The following is a 20145-nucleotide window of genomic DNA, read 5'->3' on the forward strand; positions in this document are numbered from 1 at the left end:
GAAGAGAGATTAGAAGCGGAAGGTCGCAGTCGCGACAACCTGACGTTCAGCACCCCAGAAGCAACCGTAGGTGTTGAAGCAGCTGGCAACGTATTCACGATCGAACAGGTTGTTCACGTGTAGCGCCACGTTGGAACCCGCCAGGCCAACACGGGCCAGATCGTAACGGACCAGCGCATCCACCACGGTGTAGCTGCCCACGGTGAAGCTGTTCGCCGGGTCACCTTTGCTGGAGCCGGTGTAACGTACGCCTGTTCCCAGGGTCAGGCCGGACAGCGCGCCGTCAAACAGGGTGTAATCGCCCCATACTGACGCCATGTGTTTTGGCACCTGAGCCGGCGTGTTGCCTTTATAATTGGTGTCGGTGGTGTATTCAGCGTCGGTGTAGGTGTAAGAACCGACAACGTTCACGCTGGCAGACAACGCCGCTTTCGCTTCAAGCTCGACGCCGCGAGCACGGATCTCGCCGCCTTCTACGGAGAAAATGCCCCCCGCCGGATCGGCCATCAGGTTGTTAGATTTGGTAAGCTGGTACAGCGCACCGGTCACGACGACAGGACGATCGCTTGGCACATATTTCAAGCCCGCTTCGTACTGTTTGCCTTTAGACGGTGCAAAGATCTTACCGCCCTCACCTGCCTGAGAAGAAGGTTCAAAGGATTCGCTGTAGCTGAAGTAAGGCGTTACCCCGTTATCGAACAGGTAGTTAACACCGCCACGCCAGGTAAACTCTTTGTCATTACGGGAATCCGTTGTGCCGGCAACGCGATTAAGGGAATCCTGTTTCGCCCAGTCATAACGTCCGCCCAGCGTCACCAGAACTTTATCCCACTCGATCTGATCCTGTGCGTATACCCCGGTCTGCTTCTGCTTGTTCAGCACCTGATAAGCCCCGGATGGGCCAGGGTGCGAACCGAAATCAAAGTCGCCGCGATCCAGGTTGTAGATATCTGAAGGCGTAACGGAGCCGGCATAGCCGAACCAGGAGTCGATATCATTTCGCATACGCATGAAATCAACGCCGGTCAGCAAGGTATGATCGACAGCACCCGTCGCGAACTTGCTTTGCAGTTGGGTATCGACAGAGAAGTTTTCCAGCTTCTCATTATCAATGACGTACTGACGCGTCAGCGTATGACCCCACTGGGACTGTGGAACGCTCGCACACGGGCTGGTTGCCGGATTGCTTGAATAGAGCGGATCGGAGCACATACCGTAGCCATACACGCTGTTCTGCGAGGTTTTATTCTGCGCATAACGCAGGTTCTGACGCACGGTAAAGGTATCGTTGAAGGCGTGATCGAAGCTATATCCCACCATTTTCTGGTTACGGGAATAGGTATTGTTCTTCGCACCTTCGTTGAAATTGGTCGGCAGACGGCTGCCGTTTGGCAGCGGATCAACCGTGCCCTCTTTTGGCAACCAGCCGTAGTAGCCCGTTTCCGGCTCGTTCTGGAAGTAAGAGAGGAAGGTGAAGGTGGTTTTATCGTCCGGACGCCAGGAGAACGCTGGCGCGATGGCGTAACGCTGCTCGCCTTTATCATCCTGCTGCGCATTGTTGGAGCGCGCCACGCCGGTCAGACGGTAAGAGTAAACGCCGTCGTCATCGATCGCATCGCTGAAGTCGAAGCCGGTCTGGAACAGGTTGTCGGTGCCCATTTTGAACTGGATCTCGCGCAGCTGCTCCGTGGTTGGGCGCTTGCTCACCATGTTCAGCAGGCCGCCAGGGCTGCTTTTTCCGTACAGAACGGAAACCGGACCGCGCATGATTTCTGCGCGTTCCAGCATATAAGGGTCGATCACCGCGTCGTTATAGAAGTTGCCCTGCATCTTCAGGCCGTCCAGATAGTTGTTCTGGCTTTGGCCGTCGGCAGCGAAACCACGGATGATCAGATAGTCATAGGTATTGGATGCACCACGCGTGCCCACCGCAACGCCCGGGGTATAGCTGAGGGCTTCTTTCACGGATTTAGGCTGATGCAGCGCCATCTCTTCTGCAGTGACCACTGAAATGGACTGCGGAACTTTTTGAATAGGGGTATCCGTTTTGGTCCCGGTAGCGGATTGTCTTGCGGCAATCGTCGCAGCAGGGCCCCAGGCACTTTCCTGTGCAGCCGGCGCGGCAGTAACGGTGATGGTGTCTTCTTTTTTCGGGGTTTCCGCCGCCTGTGCATATGCAGACATGCCGGTAACCGCTGTGGCGACAACAACTGCGATTTTACGCAGCGTCGTATTAATTGGCTGAGCAGTATTGGAAAGCGCCATGATGGTTCTCTGATGAAAGAGTGAATGATAACGTAAACGAGAATTATTATTATGACCGCAGAATAATATGCGAAACGCTGGCGGCATAGCAAGCAGTAAGCGGCCCTACGAGAATTAAGGGTTTAAGAAATAACCAGATGAAAAGAGAGGGTTAATGAGGTTAGAAAATTGATCGCACTTAACCCGCTGGCGCGGGTGTGGTGCATTTATCGGTAGAACACATCAAATGTGGCTACGGCATCGACTTTGCCAGGTCTCACGTCCCCCGTTTTGATGTACCGCGCCTTCAGTGGAATATCCACGGCCTCTTTATCGCCCGTGCTGGTGGTGGCGGTGTAGGCCTGGTCGAACGTCAGCAGTGTATTGTTCTTATCCAGAATCTGGATACCTATCCCCGAGGCGGCCTGGGCGCTATCAGCAATGTTCAGGGTGTGACCATTGGTTACCCCGGTGGAGCCGCTACTGGTGAATCGGAAGTCCACACGGGTATCCGCCGAGCACTCGGTCAGGGAGATTTTGAAACGCTCATCAGTGAGAATATCGGAATAGTTATTATCAAAATCCCCGGCATTCACCGTTTTCAGTGGGACATAGATATTTTTATCCACCAGATTGCAGGTATGCGATGCCGTTACGATTTGCACACTGCCGGGGGAGATCAGCAGCTGTGCTACCACGTCCTTTCCCCACCTCTCTTCAGCTGTCAGCCTGGACGTATCCAGATACCCCTCTTTCACCTCTCCCGTGACCACCAGCTGAAGCGCGCCATGGAAGGTGGTCTTAATGATGCTCCATCCGCTGCCGCCGTAACTGACAAAATGCATCGGCGTGATAATGTCTGAAGAGGTAAAGGTCGCGGTGCTGTCCTGGGCTTGCGCCATACGGATGCCGATACCCGGAACGTTAGTCTGATAAACGCCCTCCATAACCCCGTTGCGCGCATCGCTGTCGGTTAACGCAACGTAGCCTTTGTATTTATTGCCGGTGCTCTGGCACTCCATCTCAACCCGACCGCTCTCAATACTGTCTTCATAGATAATGGAGCCCACCGGTAAATCGGGGTCCACTCGGATAATGGCCGGAAGTTGAAAATTGAGTACCCCATTCTCCAGTTGGTTGCCGACACAGGTTGTGTTGGCATACGCAGGCGACAACGCCCCCGCAGCAGCCAGCAACCCTATGCTCATCAGCGCACGCCTGAGTGATAAATCATTACCCATCGTTCCCCACCTAACGGCAATGCACCGTTGATTTTAAAATGTTTGCCGCGCGCTCAGCAGGCACGGTCAACGTCCCTTTGCACTGCTGTCCGGCGTCCTCACCCCACTGCACGCTTAACGCGACAGTCCCCTGCAGGCCGGTTAGCCAGACTTCCCCGTCATCACCGACAATCGCGGAGGTGTTATCCAGCGTGACGATGGCCCCAAACGGCACGGGTTTACCGAGATAAATCAGCTTGACCAGCGCGCGCTGGCCTGCACGCGCATCAAAATTCGCCATCATGGCCGCCCCTTTGGTTGGCACCACATCCTGTGTCGCGAGCTCGATATCCAGATCGTCACGATCCTCTGTGTTTACGGTGATGCCATTATGGCGATAGGCCGTCAGCGTCGGGACAATCGCATTGCCAAAAGCGTCGGTATAAATCCCGCGCCCGTTCTGGACTTTCACGTTGCTGCCGTCTTTGATATGGACGATGGCAAAGGCGTCGCGCACAGACTGCCCGAGCGTCACCCCGTGCTCATGGGCTACCAGCGAGCCTTTCGCGTTGTAATTCCACTGCCTGTTGCTGCCGCCGTAGCTGTAACCCAGCCCGACCTCGCCAGCCGATCCTCTGTAACGCCCTGAAAGACTGGCGCCGTATCCGACATTGTTGCTGGTATAGCTCTGCTGAAGGTTGTAGCTGAGCTTATTATCCTCCAGCGCCGTTCCGCCAATACCCGCCTGATGAGAGGTATACCCGCCGCTGGCGGTCGTCATGCTGTAGCTTGCCCATGAATTTGGCAGCCAGCGTGAGAAAGGGATGTTGACCATCAGCGCCAGCTGCCTGTCGTTGTCGGCATCCGGGGTGCGGGTCAGGTTGTAGCTGACAGACCAGGTTATATCGCGCCAGCTTGAGCTAAACCCGGCGCTCACGCTGCGTTCGCTGCCGCTCATATCCCAGTAGTTCTGCTGATAAGCGTTAACATAGGTGGAGCCCCAGTCCCCCAGTCGCTGAGAGAGGTTAACCTGCATACGGCTGCGACGGTTATTTACCCGTCGATAGGTGTAGATCCCGTCGTCAATGTTGCTGTCGCGTTGGTCGATAGCCTCCTGAAAGGTATAAAACCCGGCGGTGGAATAGCGATAGCTCGCCAGCGTGACCGTGGTGTCCGTATCAGGAATGTCTTTCGAATACTGCGCGCGCCATGACAAGCCGCTGGCGGGATCGCGGCCATCGTCAAACAGGGTGTGGGCGGCGGTCACGTCAACCGATGCCGAGCCGAAGCGCCCCAAATCCGCGCCGACGCCGGCCAGAAACGCATGATAAAGGGATGCTCCCAGCGCACCGGAGTAGATCGTCACGCCGTAAGGCAGGCCATAAATCGCCGTTCCTTGCGCAAAAGCAGGTTCTTCCTCCCCTTCATTACCGCGAAACGTTCCTGCTGCGAGGGAATATTTAAACGCACCTTCCCGCTGAAGAATGGGTACCGAGGCGCTGGCCTGAATAAAGCTGTGTTCACTGCCATCCGCTTCTTCTACGGTCACTTCGAGATCGGCACCGGAGGTAACCTGACTTAAGTCATGAATTTCAAACGGACCGGGGGCGACGTTGGTCTGGTAGAGGGTATAGCCATTTTGCTTGATGGTGACCTTCGCATCGCTATTGGCAATACCGCGAACCACAGGCGCAAACCCCTGCTGACTGGTTGGCAACATGGAGATATCGGTTTCAAGCTTTACGCCCGTCATCTGAACGCTATCAAATAACTCGCCGCTGGTGGCAGTCTGGCCAATCTCCAGCTGGCTTCGTAAAGCTTTAATGTCGCGTTGCAGGCTGGTACTGATGGCGTCCCAGCCAGCGGTGTCGCTCCAGGTGCTGTTATTACGCAGTCGCCACGCGCCGAGGTTAATGCCCGAATCCAGACCCAGCCAGGTGGAGGTATTTTTACCGGAATCTGATTCCTGCTGCGAGCCACTGACCTGGTAGCTGGCCCAGGCAGCCGATGCTCCGTCGTCCCAGTATTTTGGGTTGATCGTCCCTGACGCCGTTTGGTCGCGATAAATCTGCGGGATCACCAGACTCAGGGTTTGATCGTCCTGATTAAAGTCGTACTGCGCCCCTTCAATGAAATGCGAGATATCCTCTACCCGGGCGCTATCAGCCAGATCTTTCATGTCCGACAGGGTATCTACCTTGAGGCCAAAATCACGCAGGTCTGCCTTGGTCAGTTCGGGCAGCAGCCTTTGCTTGTCGTCTGACAGTACAAAGGTCACGGTCCGTTTATCGATGATGTCCCGTCCCCACATAATGGTCACGGGGTAGCTTCCGGCCAGTAAGCTGTTATTCCCGATGAAATTTTTAAGTGTAGCGGTATTTTCCAGCGGAGTGTCCAGCTCAAGGATGCGCAGGTTGAATTCGTCGTCCGCATTTGCAGGCTGGAATAACGCCAGCATGGCTAACGCGACCCCCTTCAGAATCGGCCTGTAATTTGAGAACGAAGACATACGCTACCAACATGATGTGTTATAGGGCCTGCTGCTTCTGCGGCGTTTGTGCACCATGGTCGTTAATGGCTGTCCATGTAACGGCACCCTTTGCGCCTGCGGGCAAGGTGAAGGTCTGTTCGCTGTAAGGCGCAACCATCATCGCCACCGCGCCGGGGGTGGATTTGGTTTCAACAACGGGCACGGCTTTGCCCCCGACGGCCAGTTCGCCAAAGGAGACATAGAAAGGCGTAGGGTTTTTCGCAATAAGCTGCGTCCCCTGGCGGCGGAAAGCGATCTTTTCCCATGCCTGAAGCGCATCAGCTTCTTTTAACTGCGACGGCCGCCAGAACAGCTTAAGCCGCGTCTTCATGGCAAACTGCAATGTATTTTTATCTTTCAATTCTGGCGCAAGCGCCGAAACGGACTTAACGTTCGCCACAAAGAATGTTTCCCGGTCGTTGGGAAGCGCATTTTTATCGCCCGTATAAATAATATGTAAAAGCGTCTGGCGGTTTTCCTGCAATTTGTAAACCGGAGGGGTAACAACAAATGGCGCTTTGGTATCGTCTGGATTACTGACCCAACTCTGCACTAAATAACGCGTATGGGGATCTTTATTTTTTAACGCAATCTGCACTTCAGATTTATTCGATGGATAAATAACGCGGGTGCCACCTAATACAATACTGGCCTGTGCTGAACAGCAACCAATGACTATGCATCCGCATAATACTTTTAATAACGCTTTCATAATATTCAAATCCGAAAGGGGCAGCGATTTAACACTGCCCCGAAAAGAGTTAGCGATACATTACTTCAAATGTTGCGGAAGCCGAGTAGTGGCCTGCGGTTGGCACAGTATCACCGACCTGGATGACATTCGCGGTATAGTTAAAAACAGAGGCAGCCGTGCCCTCAGGGTCGTTCGTGACATCCGTTATGCCGTCAGGAACAGAACCGTTAAACAGCACATCGCTTTTACCACCGTTATTATTGGTGACGGTAATCCCTACATGGGTCGCATTACCGGCACCCGTCAGATCGTTTTGCAGACGTTTATACGCCGCATCCGTCGTGGTACCGCTAAATTTCAGGTTCAGTTTAGAGACCAGGGGATCACAGCCTGACACTGAAATTTTGAAATTTTTCGAGGTGCCCACTTTGCCATCTGAGCCATAGTCAGACGGATACGTGTCTGCAAAGGTAACGGTTGATACCGTTGAGTTGGAATCATCAACGTTAACGACACAGGTATCAGCAACAATTTTACCGGCGAAATTCACGGTACCGGAATCACTCGCCAACGCAGGCAGTGATGATACAGCCAAAATACTGGCCGCGAAAAAAGAGTACACAATTTTATTTTTCATCGAATATTCCTTATATGAGATAAAAAGATGATTCCATTCCTGACAAAACAAATGAGTAGAGACGAATGAAAGGTAAATATTCTGACCCACTCAATGAATAACATTTCAAACTGAACAAGATTAAATCAGAATCGCCTCAAGTGCGTCTACCGGGTAAAACCGCCTCCCTCACCCTATTCTTATTAACTCACTGATTTTTCTGAAAGAAAGCAATCGTTATTATTTCTAAAAGAAATATTCATTATTTTTAAATGAAGTGAGATCTTATCGAATAAAGTAAGCGGCTCTGTTACCAAAAAAAAAGCCGCTTCGTCAGGAAGCGGCTTTTTATCATGGGGAAAATCAGTTTCCGCCAAACATGTCCTTGATCCAGCCTGCGACGCCGTCGCTGTCTTTCTTCTCATTCTGCTGCTGCGGCTGTTGCTGCGGCTGTTGAGGTTGAGAAGACTGATCGAACGGGTTACCCGTCGGCTGTTCCGGCTGGCTCTGCTGGCACAGGGAATCCGGGTTCGTCGTCCAGACCGGCAGCATGCGCACGCCGCCGCCGCAGATGAAGTTACCCGCGTCATCCACGCCCATATCGACGATATCTTCCGGTGCCACCAGGTTCAGCGGGACCGGGGACTGATTGGCAAGATAACGCTGGTAAATCGACATCGCGCCGCTCGCACCATACAGTTTGGTCGGCTGGTTGTTATCGCGGCCTACCCAGGTGATCACCACTTCACGGCCATCGATACCGGCGAACCAGGTATCAACGTTGTTGTTGGTGGTCCCGGTTTTACCCGCCAGATGCAGGCCTGGATACTTCGCCCCCAGCTGACGCCCGGTGCCACGTTGTACAACCTGCTGCATGGTCCACAGGGTCATATAGGCCGCCTGGGCCGGAACCGCGCGTTCTGCCTGCGGGAAGCTCTGATACAGCACTGAACCATCTTCGGCAATGACCGAACGCAGGGCTGACAATGGCGCACGGTTACCGCCGCTGGCGATCGTCTGGAACGCCTGCGCGACTTCAATTGGCGTCAGGTTCAGCGCCCCGAGGATCATCGCCGGTACCGGATGCAGCTGATCTTTCGGCACGCCCAGCTTCTGCCAGGTATCGGTGATCGCCGGGAGACCCAGTGCCATACCGAGGTTAACCGTTGGCACGTTCATGGAGCGCGTCAGCGCATCCACCAGCATAACCTGGCCGCTGAACTGTCTGTCATCGTTCTGCGGGGACCATACCTGGCCGTTAGGCTGGCGCAGGGAAATTGGCGCATCGGCAATCCAGGTGTTCAGGCGGTACTGGTTCGGCTGGCTCAGCGCGGTGAGATAGGTCGCCGGTTTTGCCAGAGAACCAATCGAACGACGCGCCTGCATTGCACGGTTGTAGCCCGCGAACTGCGGCTCAGCACCGCCCACCATGGCGCGCACTTCACCGGTGTTACGGTCAACCACCACCATCGCCGTTTCAAGATCGCTCAGCTTGCGCTGTTTCTTCAGCACCGGAATGCCTTCAACGGCCGCCTTTTCTGCCGCATCCTGCGCGACGGAATCGAAGGTGGTGAAGATTTTCACACCGGAGAGATCTTTCACCTTGTCACCGAGCTTGCTCTGAAGCTCCTGACGCACCATCTGCATAAACGCAGGCTGCGGAGAGATCACCCCACCACGCGGCTGCACGCCCAGCGGACGCGCGCTCAGCATGTCGTAAAGCTCCTGGTCAATGACCTGCTGCTGTTGCAGCAGACGCAGCACCAGGTTACGACGCTCCAGCGCCAGTTTCGGGTTGCGCCACGGGTTATAGATGGACGCCCCTTTCACCATGCCCACCAGCAGCGCCTGCTGGTCAAGGCTCAGCTCTTCCACCGGGCGGCCAAAGTAGTACAGGCTCGCCAGCGGGAAGCCGCGAATTTCGTTATCGCCGCTCTGGCCGAGATAGACCTCGTTCATATACAGCTCAAGGATGCGATCCTTGCTGTAGCGCGCGTCCATCAGCACTGCCATGTACGCTTCGTTGGCCTTACGCCAGTAGGAGCGTTCGCTGGAGAGGAACAGGTTCTTCACCAGCTGCTGGGTCAGGGTACTCGCCCCCTGCACCGTGCGCCCTGCCGTCAGGTTCGCCAGCACCGCACGACCGATGGAGTAAAGGCTGATACCGTCGTGCTCGTAGAAGTGACGGTCCTCGGTTGCCAGCAGGGTATCCACCAGCAGATCCGGGAAGCCGTTACGCGCTACGAACAGGCGCTGCTCGCCGTTCGCCGACGACAGCATGGTGATCAAACGCGGATCGAGACGGAAGAAACCGAACTGACGGTTGTTATCCATGTTCTCGATGGTTTCAAGACGATCGCCGTCAAAGGTCAGACGCGCGCGCACCTGCCCCTCTTTGCTGTCCGGGAAGTCGAACGGACGGCGGATCATCTCAATGCTTTTCGCCTGTACCGTAAACTCGCCAGGGCGCGTCATCTTCGTCACCTGACGATACTGCGTCGCCTGCAGCAGCTTGACCATCTCGTTCTTGCTGATGGACATATCCGGCTCGAGGTTGACCATACGGCCATACACCGCCGCGGGTAACTGCCAGACTTTGCCATCGATTCGGCTGCGGATCTTCTGATCCAGATACACGCCGTAAATCGCAATCAGCACGACAAAAACAATGAACAGCTTCAGCAGCAGCCAGAACCAGCCGCGCTTACCACGAGGCCTGCGTCCTTTGCCCTTTCCTTTGCGTGGCATGGATCCTTTATCCTCATAATCGTCTTCATAGTCATCGTCATACTCCTCATCTCTGAGTCGACGACGGCTCACTTTTTCTTTCGCCGGACGCGTGGGTTTTCCCTTACGTCCTATTGGCTCGCGGTCATTCCCCGCCATGCTTTTTCTCCGCAACATTCAGGCGCAAAGGCCAGATTCTCTTGTCTTCCACATCAGCGTGATAGAAGAAATCTCTCAAATTTATGTCTTTTCTCCCTCTCCCGTGGGAGAGGGCCGGGGTGAGGGCATTAGCCCGCACTTACCCTACGAATACTTCTTCGTCCGCCGCGTCGGTGCGGTGTTCGCCGGATCGTCCGGCCAGACGTGTTTCGGGTAGCGCCCCTTCATCTCTTTCTGCACGTCACGGTAGCTCCCCGCCCAAAACGCGCCCAGATCACGGGTGATCTGCAGCGGACGATGCGCGGGTGAGAGCAGCTCCAGCACCAGCGGCACACGCCCTTCGGCAATGGACGGCGTGCTCGCCTCACCGAACATTTCCTGCATACGCACCGCCAGCGCAGGCGGATTATCGTCATGATAACGAATGGCAATCCGGCTCCCGGTCGGCACAGTGTAATGCCCAGGCAGTTCACTATCCAGACGTTGACGTAATGACCAGTCCAGTAAATTCTGTAACGCGGCCTTAACATCGAGCGCTTTCAGCGCCCGCAGCGAGTGTACGCCCGCCATTTGCGGCAAGAGCCACACTTCCAGCGACGCCAGCAGCGTGTCGTCATCTACCGCAGGCCAGTTATATTCCGGCAACCAGCGCGCGGCGCACAGCAGACGAAGACGATACTGCTCGGCCTCCGGCGTCCAGTTCAGGACGCCCAGCCCCTTCTCACGGATGCCGTTCAGCATCGCCTGATGCAGCTCCTCTTCCGAGGGCTTCGCCAGCGGTTTCGTCCCCAGCGTCAGCCTGCCAATCTGGCTGCGGCGAAACGCCTTCAGCGTGCCCTGGGCTTCATCCCATTCCACACTGTCAGACTGCTGAAGCAACTGCGGGCAGGCGCGGGTGAGCGCGTCGATATCAACGGCAATCGCCTGCAGAATGCGCGCATCCGGCGAGTGACTGCCCTGCAACAGCAGCGGCGCAATCAGCCATTCATGCCGCGTCAGGGCGTCGTCGACGTCAAGCATGGCCCCCATGCCGTTCGCCAGCTGGTAGCGTCCGTCAAGGCCACGACGACGTGCGATCCGGTCCGGAAAAGCCCGCGCCAGCAGGGGAACGATACGGTCACCGTCGGGCGCGCCACCGTGGCTGTTGAGCCGTCGGCACAGCTGCTGCGCGCGCTGCTGCCAGTGCCCCTGACGACGGGAAAAGGCCTGCGCCAGATCGCTGCTGCCACCTCGCGGCGGCTCCTCAAGGATAGCCGCCAGTTTCGCGGCCGTGGCAATTTCGTCATCTCCCTCTGCCGCCACCAGCATGGCCGCCAGACGCGGATCGTTGCCGATGGCCGCCATTTTCCGCCCACGCGACGACAGCCGTTCGCCGTCCAGCGCACCGAGCTGGGCCAGCAGTGTACGGGCAGCGGCAAGATTGACCACCGGCGGCGGGTTGAGCCAGACCAGTTGCTCCGGATCCGGACAACCCCACTGAAGCAGATCCATCGTCAGCCCCGAAAGGTCGCTTTGCAGAATTTCCGGCGTACCGTGCAGCGCCGCCCGTTCGGCCTGCTCGGCGCCGATCAGGTGTAAACAGATCCCCGGCTCAAGACGCCCCGCACGCCCTGCGCGTTGCACCATCGACGCCTGGCTGATGCGTTGCGTAATCAGTCGGGTAAGTCCGGTCCGCGGATCAAAGCTCGCCACCCTCTCCTGCGCGCAATCGACCACCAGGCGAATGCCTTCGATGGTTAAGCTGGTTTCGGCAATATTGGTTGCCAGCACCACCTTACGCTGACCGGCAGGCGCAGGCAGAATCGCTTTGCGCTGCTCACTGAGCGGCAGCGCGCCGTAGAGCGGGCAAAGCACGACATCACCGCCCACGCGGGTGGCGAGCTGCTCCTGTACGCGCTGGATTTCCCCCACGCCGGGTAAAAACAGCAGCAGCGAACCGGGTTCCTGACGCAGCAGCTCTGCCGTCGCTATCGCCACGGCGTCGTCAAAACGCTGATGCGCAGGCAGCGATTGGTATCGGCGCTCAACCGGGAACGCGCGGCCTTCGGATGAGATCACCGGCGCGTCGGGCAGCGCCTGGCGCAGCAGAGCATTGTCCAGCGTCGCCGACATGATCAGCAGCCGGAGATCGTCGCGCAGCCCCTGCTGCACGTCCAGCAGCAGCGCCAGCGCCAGATCCGCCTGCAGGCTACGCTCGTGGAATTCATCCAGAATCACCAGCCCGACGCCGTTAAGCTCAGGATCGTTTTGCAGCATGCGGGTGAGGATACCCTCGGTCACCACCTCCAGGCGCGTCGTTGGCCCCACACAGGTGTCAGCCCGCATCCGGTAGCCTACCGTTTCACCCGGTTTCTCGTTCAGCAGCTCCGCCAGACGCTGCGCCACATTGCGCGCGGCCAGCCTGCGCGGCTCCAGCAGGATAATTTTCCCGGGGATCACGCCCGATGTCAGGATCTGCAGCGGCAGCCAGGTGGACTTCCCCGCGCCCGTGGGGGCATTGAGCAAAACCTGAGGGGCATATTTTAAGGCAGTGAGAAGCTCAGGAAGGACGACGGCGACCGGCAAAGAGGACACGAACAGCTCCAGAGGGTTAACTTTAGTCGGCGTACATTGTAGCATCGGCGCATATCATTACCGAGTCCCCTGTATGTCTGAGTCGAAACGACTGTTTTTCGCCCTGGAGTTGCCCGCCAACGTGCAGCGGCAAATTGTGCGCTGGCGCGCCAGCCACTTTCCGCCGGAAGCGGGCCGCCCGATTGCGGCGGCAAACCTGCACCTGACGCTGGCATTTCTGGGCGACGTGAGTGCCGAAAAGCAGCGTGCGCTGGCGGCCATGGCCGGGCGAATTTCCCAGCCGGGGTTTACGCTGCACCTTGACGATGCCGGGCAGTGGTTGCGCTCCCGCGTCGTCTGGCTGGGTACGCGTCAGCCGCCGCGCGGGCTGTTACAGCTTGCCAGTATGCTGCGCGCACAGGCGGCACGCAGCGGGTGCTACCAAAGCCCGCAGCCGTTTCATCCGCATATCACGCTGCTGCGCGATGCGGGACACGCCGTCGCCATCCCGCCGCCGGGTTTTCACTGGTCTTTTCCGGTGAACGGCTTCGCGCTGTACGAATCGGTTTTTGCACGAGGACGCACCCGCTATACCCCGCTTCAGCGCTGGACGCTGGGCGACACGATAAGGAATTCTGATGAAGTTTAGTCCGGCTCTGCAGCACGCCACGCTTATCCAACGCTACAAACGCTTTCTTGCTGACGTGGTGACTCCCGAGGGGGAACACTTTACCCTGCACTGCCCCAATACCGGGGCCATGACGGGCTGTGCCACGCCGGGGGACACCGTCTGGTATTCCACTTCAGAAAATACTAAACGCAAATACCCGCATACCTGGGAAATGACGCAGACGCAAAATGGCGCATTTATTTGCGTCAACACCCTGCGGGCAAACCAATTAGTGAAGGAAGCGCTAACAAATGATTTGCTCCCGGAACTTACGGGTTACAGTATGCTGAAAGGCGAAGTGAAATATGGCGATGAGGGCAGCAGAATTGACTTCATGTTACAGGCGGAAGATCGTCCTGAGTGCTATATTGAAGTCAAATCAGTGACGTTAGCAGAGCAGGAAAATGGCTACTTTCCGGATGCGGTAACGCTACGTGGCCAGAAGCATCTGCGAGAGCTAATGAGTGTTGCGGCGGCGGGCAAGCGCGCCGTATTGCTGTTTGCCGTTTTGCACTCAGCCATCGAACGCTTCTCTCCCGCCCGCCATATTGATCTTAAATACGCGCAATTGTTGCATGAGGCACAAAAGCAGGGGGTAGAGATTTTCGCTTATAAAGCGGAACTTTCGGCCGAAAATATGACTCTGAGATCCTCTCTTCCCATTGTCTTATAAGGGATTAGACGATTGGTTATTATGTGTTCTGGCCGCGTGCGCAAATACGCTTTTCCTCACAGGCTTGTCAAGTGTTACGTTTAGATAATTGCCTTACGGAAAAGCATCTGCTATTTATAGCGACCTGATTTTTCCCCCGACACGGGGATCGATAGTGCGTGTTAAGGAGAAGCAACATGCAAGAAGGGCAAAACCGTAAAACATCGTCCCTGAGTATTCTCGCCATCGCTGGGGTGGAGCCATACCAGGAGAAGCCGGGCGAAGAGTATATGAACGAAGCCCAGCTGTCGCACTTCAAGCGTATTCTTGAAGCATGGCGTAATCAACTCAGGGATGAAGTCGATCGCACCGTTACTCATATGCAGGATGAAGCTGCTAACTTCCCGGATCCGGTAGACCGTGCCGCTCAGGAAGAAGAGTTCAGCCTCGAACTGCGTAACCGTGACCGCGAACGCAAACTGATCAAAAAGATCGAAAAAACGCTGAAAAAGGTTGAGGACGAAGATTTTGGCTACTGCGAATCCTGCGGTGTTGAAATCGGAATTCGCCGCCTCGAAGCGCGTCCAACCGCCGATCTGTGTATCGACTGTAAAACGCTGGCAGAAATTCGCGAAAAACAGATGGCCGGTTAATCCGCCCTCTAAACACACCGTAAAGGCGGGAGTCTCTCCCGCCTTATTAGTTGATATGTCTGAATCACATTATATTGGGCGCTTCGCGCCATCCCCTTCCGGTGAATTGCATTTCGGCTCATTGATAGCCGCCCTTGGCAGCTACCTGCAGGCTCGCGCCCATCAGGGTACCTGGCTCGTTCGTATTGAAGATATCGATCCTCCGCGTGAAGTTCCCGGTGCGGCAGACACCATTCTGCATCAGCTGGAACATTACGGTCTTCACTGGGACGGCGACGTTCTCTGGCAATCAACACGCCACGATGCCTATCGTGAACGGCTGGCCTGGCTTCACGAGCAAGGGCTTTCCTACAATTGTACCTGCACCCGCGCCCGCATTCAGAGCGTAGGGGGCGTCTATGACGGCCATTGCCGCACGCTCAACAACGGCCCGGAAAACGCGGCTGTTCGTCTGCGTCAGCGCGACCCCGTAACCCGTTTTAACGATCTGCTATCCGGTGAGATACAGGCGGATGCGCGTCTGGCGCAGGAGGATTTCATCATCCACCGCCGCGATGGCCTGTTCGCCTACAACCTGGCGGTGGTCGTGGATGACCATTTCCAGGGCGTCACGGAAATTGTGCGCGGCGCCGATCTGGTGGAACCCACCGTGCGCCATATTTCGCTGTACCGTCAGTTTGGCTGGGCAGCGCCGGATTACATTCATCTCCCGCTGGCGGTCACCGCGTCGGGCCTGAAGTTGTCCAAGCAAAACCATGCGCCAGCCCTGCCGGGCGGCGATCCGCGCCCGGTTTTAATCGACGCGCTGCGGTTTCTCAACCAGACTGTCATCGACGGCTGGCAGGATCTTCAGACCGAAGAACTGCTGAAAATGGCGATTGCCAACTGGTCACTTGAGGCCGTGCCAAAAATCCAGCATTCTCAAATGCGCTGCGCTGAGCTATGATTAGCCGCTTTTTTCATAACAAAACACACTACGAGGTGTACCATTTTTACCCGAGTCGCTAATTTTTGCCGTAAAGTGCTGAGCCGCGAAGAGAGCATGGCGAATGATGCTATTGCACAAAACCGCATGTCGGTTGTTCCCCGTGAGCAGCACAATATTTCCCGCAAAGATATCAGTGAAAATGCCCTCAAGGTGCTCTATCGTCTGAACAAAGCGGGCTACGAGGCCTATCTCGTTGGCGGTGGAGTGCGTGATTTACTGCTGGGCAAAAAGCCAAAAGATTTCGATGTGACCACCAGCGCCACACCTGAGCAGGTGCGTAAATTATTCCGCAACTGCCGCCTGGTTGGCCGCCGCTTCCGTCTTGCCCACGTTATGTTTGGCCCGGAAATTATCGAGGTGGCCACCTTTCGCGGTCATCACGAAGCGAGCGCAGCCGATCGTACCACCTCCCAGCGCGGCCAGAACGGCATGTTGCTGCGAGACAACATCTTTGGCTCTATCGAAGAAGACGCCCAGCGTCGCGATTTCACGATTAACAGCCTTTACTACAGCGTGGCCGATTTCACCGTGCGTGATTATGTCGGCGGCATGCAGGACCTGAAAGACGGCCTGATTCGCCTGATCGGCACGCCTGAGACGCGCTATCGCGAAGACCCGGTGCGTATGCTGCGTGCCGTGCGCTTTGCCGCCAAGCTCAATATGCGCATTAGCCCGGAGACGGCGGAGCCTATTCCCCGTCTGGCAACGCTCATTAACGACGTACCGCCGGCCCGTCTGTTCGAAGAAGCGCTGAAGTTGCTGCAGGCCGGTTACGGGTTCGAAACCTACAACCTGCTGCGTGAATACAGTCTGTTCCAGCCGCTGTTCCCGACCATTACGCGCTACTTTACCGAAAACGGCGACAGCCCGATGGAGCGCATGATTGCGCAGGTGCTGAAGAACACCGATACCCGCATCCACAACGATATGCGTGTGAACCCGGCGTTCCTGTTCTCGGCGATGTTCTGGTATCCCTTGCTGGAAACGGCTCAGCGGATCACTCAGGAAAGCGGTCTGGCCTATTACGACGCCTTTGCCCTGGCGGCTAACGACGTGCTTGATGAAGCCTGCCGGACACTGGCTATTCCAAAACGCATTACCACGCTGGTGCGCGATATCTGGCAGCTTCAGCTGCGCATGTCCCGTCGTCAGGGTAAACGCGCCTGGAAGCTAATGGAGCATCCAAAATTCCGCGCCGCGTTCGACCTGCTCTCTCTGCGGGCCGAAATCGAGAAGAACCAGGAGCTGCAGCGTCTGGCGCAGTGGTGGGGAGAATTCCAGGTTTCCGCTCCGCCGGAGCAGAAAGATATGCTGACCGATCTCGATGATGATCCGGCCCCGCGTCGTCGTCACCGCCGCCCGCGCAAACGCGCGCCGCGTCGTGAAGGATCAGCGTGACCCTCGCGTACATCGCCCTTGGCAGCAATCTGGCCTCTCCGCTGGAGCAGGTCAATGCTGCCGTACGGGCGCTGGGGGAGATCCCGCACAGCCACATTGTTGCGGTCTCCTCTTTCTACCGCACACCGCCGCTGGGTCCACAGGATCAGCCTGATTACCTGAATGCCGCCGTGGTGCTGGACACCGCGCTTGATGCCGACACGCTGCTCGATAACACCCAGCGCATCGAATTACAGCAGGGGCGCGTGCGTAAAGCCGAACGCTGGGGGCCGCGCACGCTGGACCTCGACATCATGCTGTTTGGCGACAGCGTTATCCATACCGAGCGCCTTACCGTGCCGCATTACGACATGAAAAACCGCGGCTTTATGCTCTGGCCGCTGTTTGAAGTCGCCCCCGATTTGACCTTCCCTGACGGTACCTCGCTGAAGTCCGTGCTTGACGTTCTCAACGCGGAAAAACCGGCCCGCTGGTAATACGCTTTTTTATCGGTTAACCATTAAATATTTGTGGTTAATCGATTGCCTAAAATCATTGTTCCCTTAAATGTTACTGTTAGAATGCGCAAAGATTCGTTTTTGGGTTATCAGGAAACAGTATGAAACCAACCACCATCTCCTTACTGCAGAAATGCAAACAGGAAAAAAAACGCTTCGCCACCATCACCGCGTATGACTACAGCTTCGCCAAATTGTTTGCCGAAGAAGGGATCAACGTGATGCTGGTGGGGGATTCGTTAGGGATGACGGTACAAGGACATGATTCCACTCTGCCAGTGACGGTTGAGGATATTGCTTACCATACGCGCGCCGTGCGGCGTGGTGCACCAGCCTGCCTGCTTCTTTCCGATCTGCCGTTTATGGCATATGCCACCCCCGAACAGGCGTTCGACAATGCGGCTGCGGTTATGCGCGCCGGGGCAAACATGGTCAAAATCGAAGGCGGCGCCTGGCTTGTCGACACCGTGAAAATGCTCACCGAGCGCGCAGTGCCGGTATGCGGACACCTGGGGCTTACGCCGCAGTCCGTAAACATCTTTGGCGGCTATAAGGTGCAGGGCCGTGGTGATGCCGGGCAGACGCTGCTTGATGACGCCCTCGCCCTGGAAGCGGCAGGCGCACAGCTGCTGGTGCTGGAGTGTGTGCCGGTCGAACTGGCAAAACGGGTGACCGACGCGCTTTCTATTCCGGTGATCGGCATCGGGGCGGGTAACGTCACCGACGGTCAGATACTGGTGATGCACGACGCCTTCGGCATAACCGGCGGGCACATTCCAAAATTTGCTAAAAATTTCCTGACCGGGGCGGGCGACTTGCGCGCCGCGGTACGGCAGTATATCGCTGAGGTAGAGTCCGGCGTTTATCCGGGCGAAGAACACAGTTTCCATTAAGGAGTTAAGGTGTGCTAATCATTGAAACCCTGCCACTGCTGCGCCAGCACATCCGCCGGGCGCGTCAGGAAGGTCAACGTATCGCCCTGGTGCCAACCATGGGCAACCTGCACGACGGCCATATGAAGCTGGTCGACGAAGCGAGAGCGCGTGCCGATATTGTGGTGGTCAGTATCTTCGTTAACCCAATGCAGTTTGACCGTGCCGATGACCTCGCCCGCTATCCGCGCACGCTGCAGGAAGATTGCGAGAAGCTGAAAAAACGCCATGTGGATATCGTCTTCTCCCCTGCGCCAGCGGATATCTATCCTCAGGGTACCGACGAAGCGACCTTCGTGGACGTACCGGGCATATCCACCATGCTGGAAGGGGCCAGCCGACCGGGCCATTTCCGCGGCGTCTCCACCATCGTCAGCAAGCTGTTTAACCTGGTTCAGCCGGACATTGCCTGCTTCGGCGAGAAGGACTTCCAGCAGCTGGCATTGATCCGCAAAATGGTTGCCGACATGGGGTACGATATCGAGATTGTGGGCGTGCCGATTGTGCGTGCCAAAGACGGCCTGGCGCTCAGCTCCCGCAACGGCTATCTGACCGCCGATCAGCGTAAAATTGCGCCGGGATTAAGCAAAGTCATGAATACCATGGCAGAGCAACTGCTGGCGAAAGAGTTAACCGCAGAAGAGATCGTTGCGCTGGCTGAACAGGCGCTGAACGACAAAGGTCTTCGTGCTGACGACGTTCAAATTCGGGATGCCGATACGCTCCTGCCGCTTACGGATTCCAGCAAGCGTGCGGTTATTCTGGTGGCGGCGTGGCTCGGTCAGGCGCGCCTTATCGATAACAAAGTGGTTGAGCTGGCGTAGTTTTTTCTACCAGGAATATGAAAGGTAAACGTAATGATTCGCAAAATGCTGCAAGGTAAGCTTCACCGTGTCAAAGTCACCCAGGCCGACCTGCACTATGAAGGTTCCTGCGCCATCGACCAGGATTTTCTCGACGCGGCGGGTATCCTCGAAAACGAAGCGATTGATATCTGGAACGTAAATAACGGCAAACGCTTCTCGACGTACGCAATCGCCGCCGAGCGCGGCTCTAAAATCATCTCCGTTAACGGCGCGGCTGCGCACTGCGCGGACGTGGGCGATATCGTGATTATCGCCAGCTTCGTGATGATGTCTGATGAAGAAGCGCGTCGCTGGCAGCCTAAAGTGGCTTATTTTGAAGGCGAAAATGAGATGAAACGTACCGCGAAGGCGATTCCGGTGCAGGTAGCCTGATTCCAACAAGGCGCGGAGCTCTCAGCCTCCGCGCCTTGAAGGGTAAAAAATACATCATTCATTATTGTGCAAATAGCGCCTCCCCCATTTCTCCCTATTTTAGCTTTTCTTCCCGTGACGCCTTTCAGAAATTGACATTCCCCTGACTGATATAAAAAAGGGAAACGATCTTTGTCATTTATAATTTAAGTCCGCAAATAGTATATAAACACATTAAAAAAATGCTTTATGTGTTTATTTAAAATCATTTTAAAGATCATTTTCAATAACTTATCAATGTTTAATTTTTTCTAATGATTACTTTTAGCAATTTTAAATATCCAATACATACAGAGATCCCTATCATCATTTAGCTTGAATTAACTCAGTAGAAT

The 20145-nt window shown here is 56.0% G+C and carries 16 protein-coding genes; 9 read left to right on the forward strand and 7 right to left on the reverse strand.

Annotated elements, in window-relative coordinates:
- Positions 1-9 precede the first annotated feature (9 nt).
- The 7 genes from fhuA to hrpB all read right to left on the reverse strand — a co-directional run bounded on the left by fhuA (position 10) and on the right by hrpB (position 12764).
- Positions 10-2265, reverse strand: a complete 2256-nt coding sequence (gene fhuA / locus I6L58_RS08420; protein WP_088208898.1) for a ferrichrome porin FhuA — start codon at positions 2263-2265, stop codon at positions 10-12.
- 206 nt (positions 2266-2471) lie between these two features.
- The gene (locus I6L58_RS08425) at positions 2472-3452 is read right to left on the reverse strand and encodes a fimbrial protein (RefSeq protein WP_254082152.1); all 981 of its coding nucleotides are present in this window, start codon (positions 3450-3452) and stop codon (positions 2472-2474) included.
- A gap of 43 nt (positions 3453-3495) precedes the next feature.
- Positions 3496-5973, reverse strand: a complete 2478-nt coding sequence (locus tag I6L58_RS08430) for a fimbria/pilus outer membrane usher protein (RefSeq protein ID WP_088208896.1) — start codon at positions 5971-5973, stop codon at positions 3496-3498.
- Positions 5974-5992: 19 nt separating this feature from the next.
- On the reverse strand, positions 5993-6706 hold the full coding sequence (locus tag I6L58_RS08435) for a fimbrial biogenesis chaperone (protein WP_088208895.1): 714 nt from the start codon (positions 6704-6706) through the stop codon (positions 5993-5995).
- Positions 6707-6755: 49 nt separating this feature from the next.
- Positions 6756-7325 (reverse strand): fimbrial protein, encoded by a 570-nt coding sequence (locus I6L58_RS08440; protein ID WP_006173658.1) that lies wholly within the window; start codon positions 7323-7325, stop codon positions 6756-6758.
- Positions 7326-7667: 342 nt separating this feature from the next.
- Positions 7668-10190 (reverse strand): bifunctional glycosyl transferase/transpeptidase, encoded by a 2523-nt coding sequence (mrcB, locus tag I6L58_RS08445; protein ID WP_042319225.1) that lies wholly within the window; start codon positions 10188-10190, stop codon positions 7668-7670.
- Between the two features lie 144 nt (positions 10191-10334).
- Positions 10335-12764, reverse strand: coding sequence for an ATP-dependent helicase HrpB (gene hrpB, locus I6L58_RS08450; RefSeq protein ID WP_088208894.1), 2430 nt, complete (start codon positions 12762-12764; stop codon positions 10335-10337).
- A gap of 73 nt (positions 12765-12837) precedes the next feature.
- Here hrpB and thpR point away from each other — a divergent pair, with 73 nt between their 5' ends.
- From thpR to panD, 9 genes are all read left to right on the forward strand, one after another.
- A complete protein-coding gene (gene thpR, locus I6L58_RS08455; protein ID WP_058609704.1) occupies positions 12838-13392 on the forward strand; it encodes an RNA 2',3'-cyclic phosphodiesterase in 555 nt (184 codons plus the stop codon).
- Positions 13382-14086: a DNA/RNA nuclease SfsA gene (gene sfsA, locus I6L58_RS08460; RefSeq protein WP_006173665.1), complete on the forward strand. Its 705-nt coding sequence runs from the start codon at positions 13382-13384 to the stop codon at positions 14084-14086. Before thpR ends, sfsA begins: the two co-directional genes overlap by 11 nt.
- 176 nt (positions 14087-14262) lie before the next feature.
- A complete protein-coding gene (gene dksA, locus I6L58_RS08465) occupies positions 14263-14718 on the forward strand; it encodes an RNA polymerase-binding protein DksA (RefSeq protein WP_001155232.1) in 456 nt (151 codons plus the stop codon).
- Positions 14719-14773: 55 nt separating this feature from the next.
- The gene (gene gluQRS / locus I6L58_RS08470) at positions 14774-15664 is read left to right on the forward strand and encodes a tRNA glutamyl-Q(34) synthetase GluQRS (protein ID WP_088208893.1); all 891 of its coding nucleotides are present in this window, start codon (positions 14774-14776) and stop codon (positions 15662-15664) included.
- 42 nt (positions 15665-15706) lie between these two features.
- Positions 15707-17104 (forward strand): polynucleotide adenylyltransferase PcnB, encoded by a 1398-nt coding sequence (pcnB, locus tag I6L58_RS08475; RefSeq protein WP_072208804.1) that lies wholly within the window; start codon positions 15707-15709, stop codon positions 17102-17104.
- Positions 17101-17580, forward strand: coding sequence for a 2-amino-4-hydroxy-6-hydroxymethyldihydropteridine diphosphokinase (gene folK, locus I6L58_RS08480; RefSeq protein ID WP_006173746.1), 480 nt, complete (start codon positions 17101-17103; stop codon positions 17578-17580). Before pcnB ends, folK begins: the two co-directional genes overlap by 4 nt.
- 122 nt (positions 17581-17702) lie before the next feature.
- Complete coding sequence (panB, locus tag I6L58_RS08485) at positions 17703-18494, forward strand: 3-methyl-2-oxobutanoate hydroxymethyltransferase (RefSeq protein ID WP_088208892.1); 792 nt, start codon at positions 17703-17705, stop codon at positions 18492-18494.
- Between the two features lie 11 nt (positions 18495-18505).
- Positions 18506-19357 carry a pantoate--beta-alanine ligase gene (gene panC / locus I6L58_RS08490; protein WP_006173749.1) on the forward strand — a complete coding sequence of 284 codons (852 nt, stop codon included), beginning with the start codon at positions 18506-18508 and terminating at the stop codon, positions 19355-19357.
- Positions 19358-19390: 33 nt separating this feature from the next.
- On the forward strand, positions 19391-19771 hold the full coding sequence (gene panD / locus I6L58_RS08495) for an aspartate 1-decarboxylase (RefSeq protein ID WP_006173750.1): 381 nt from the start codon (positions 19391-19393) through the stop codon (positions 19769-19771).
- The last annotated feature ends 374 nt before the right edge of the window (positions 19772-20145 follow it).

The sequence above is a fragment of the Enterobacter cancerogenus genome (genome assembly GCF_019047785.1).
GTDB classification, from domain to species: domain Bacteria; phylum Pseudomonadota; class Gammaproteobacteria; order Enterobacterales; family Enterobacteriaceae; genus Enterobacter; species Enterobacter cancerogenus.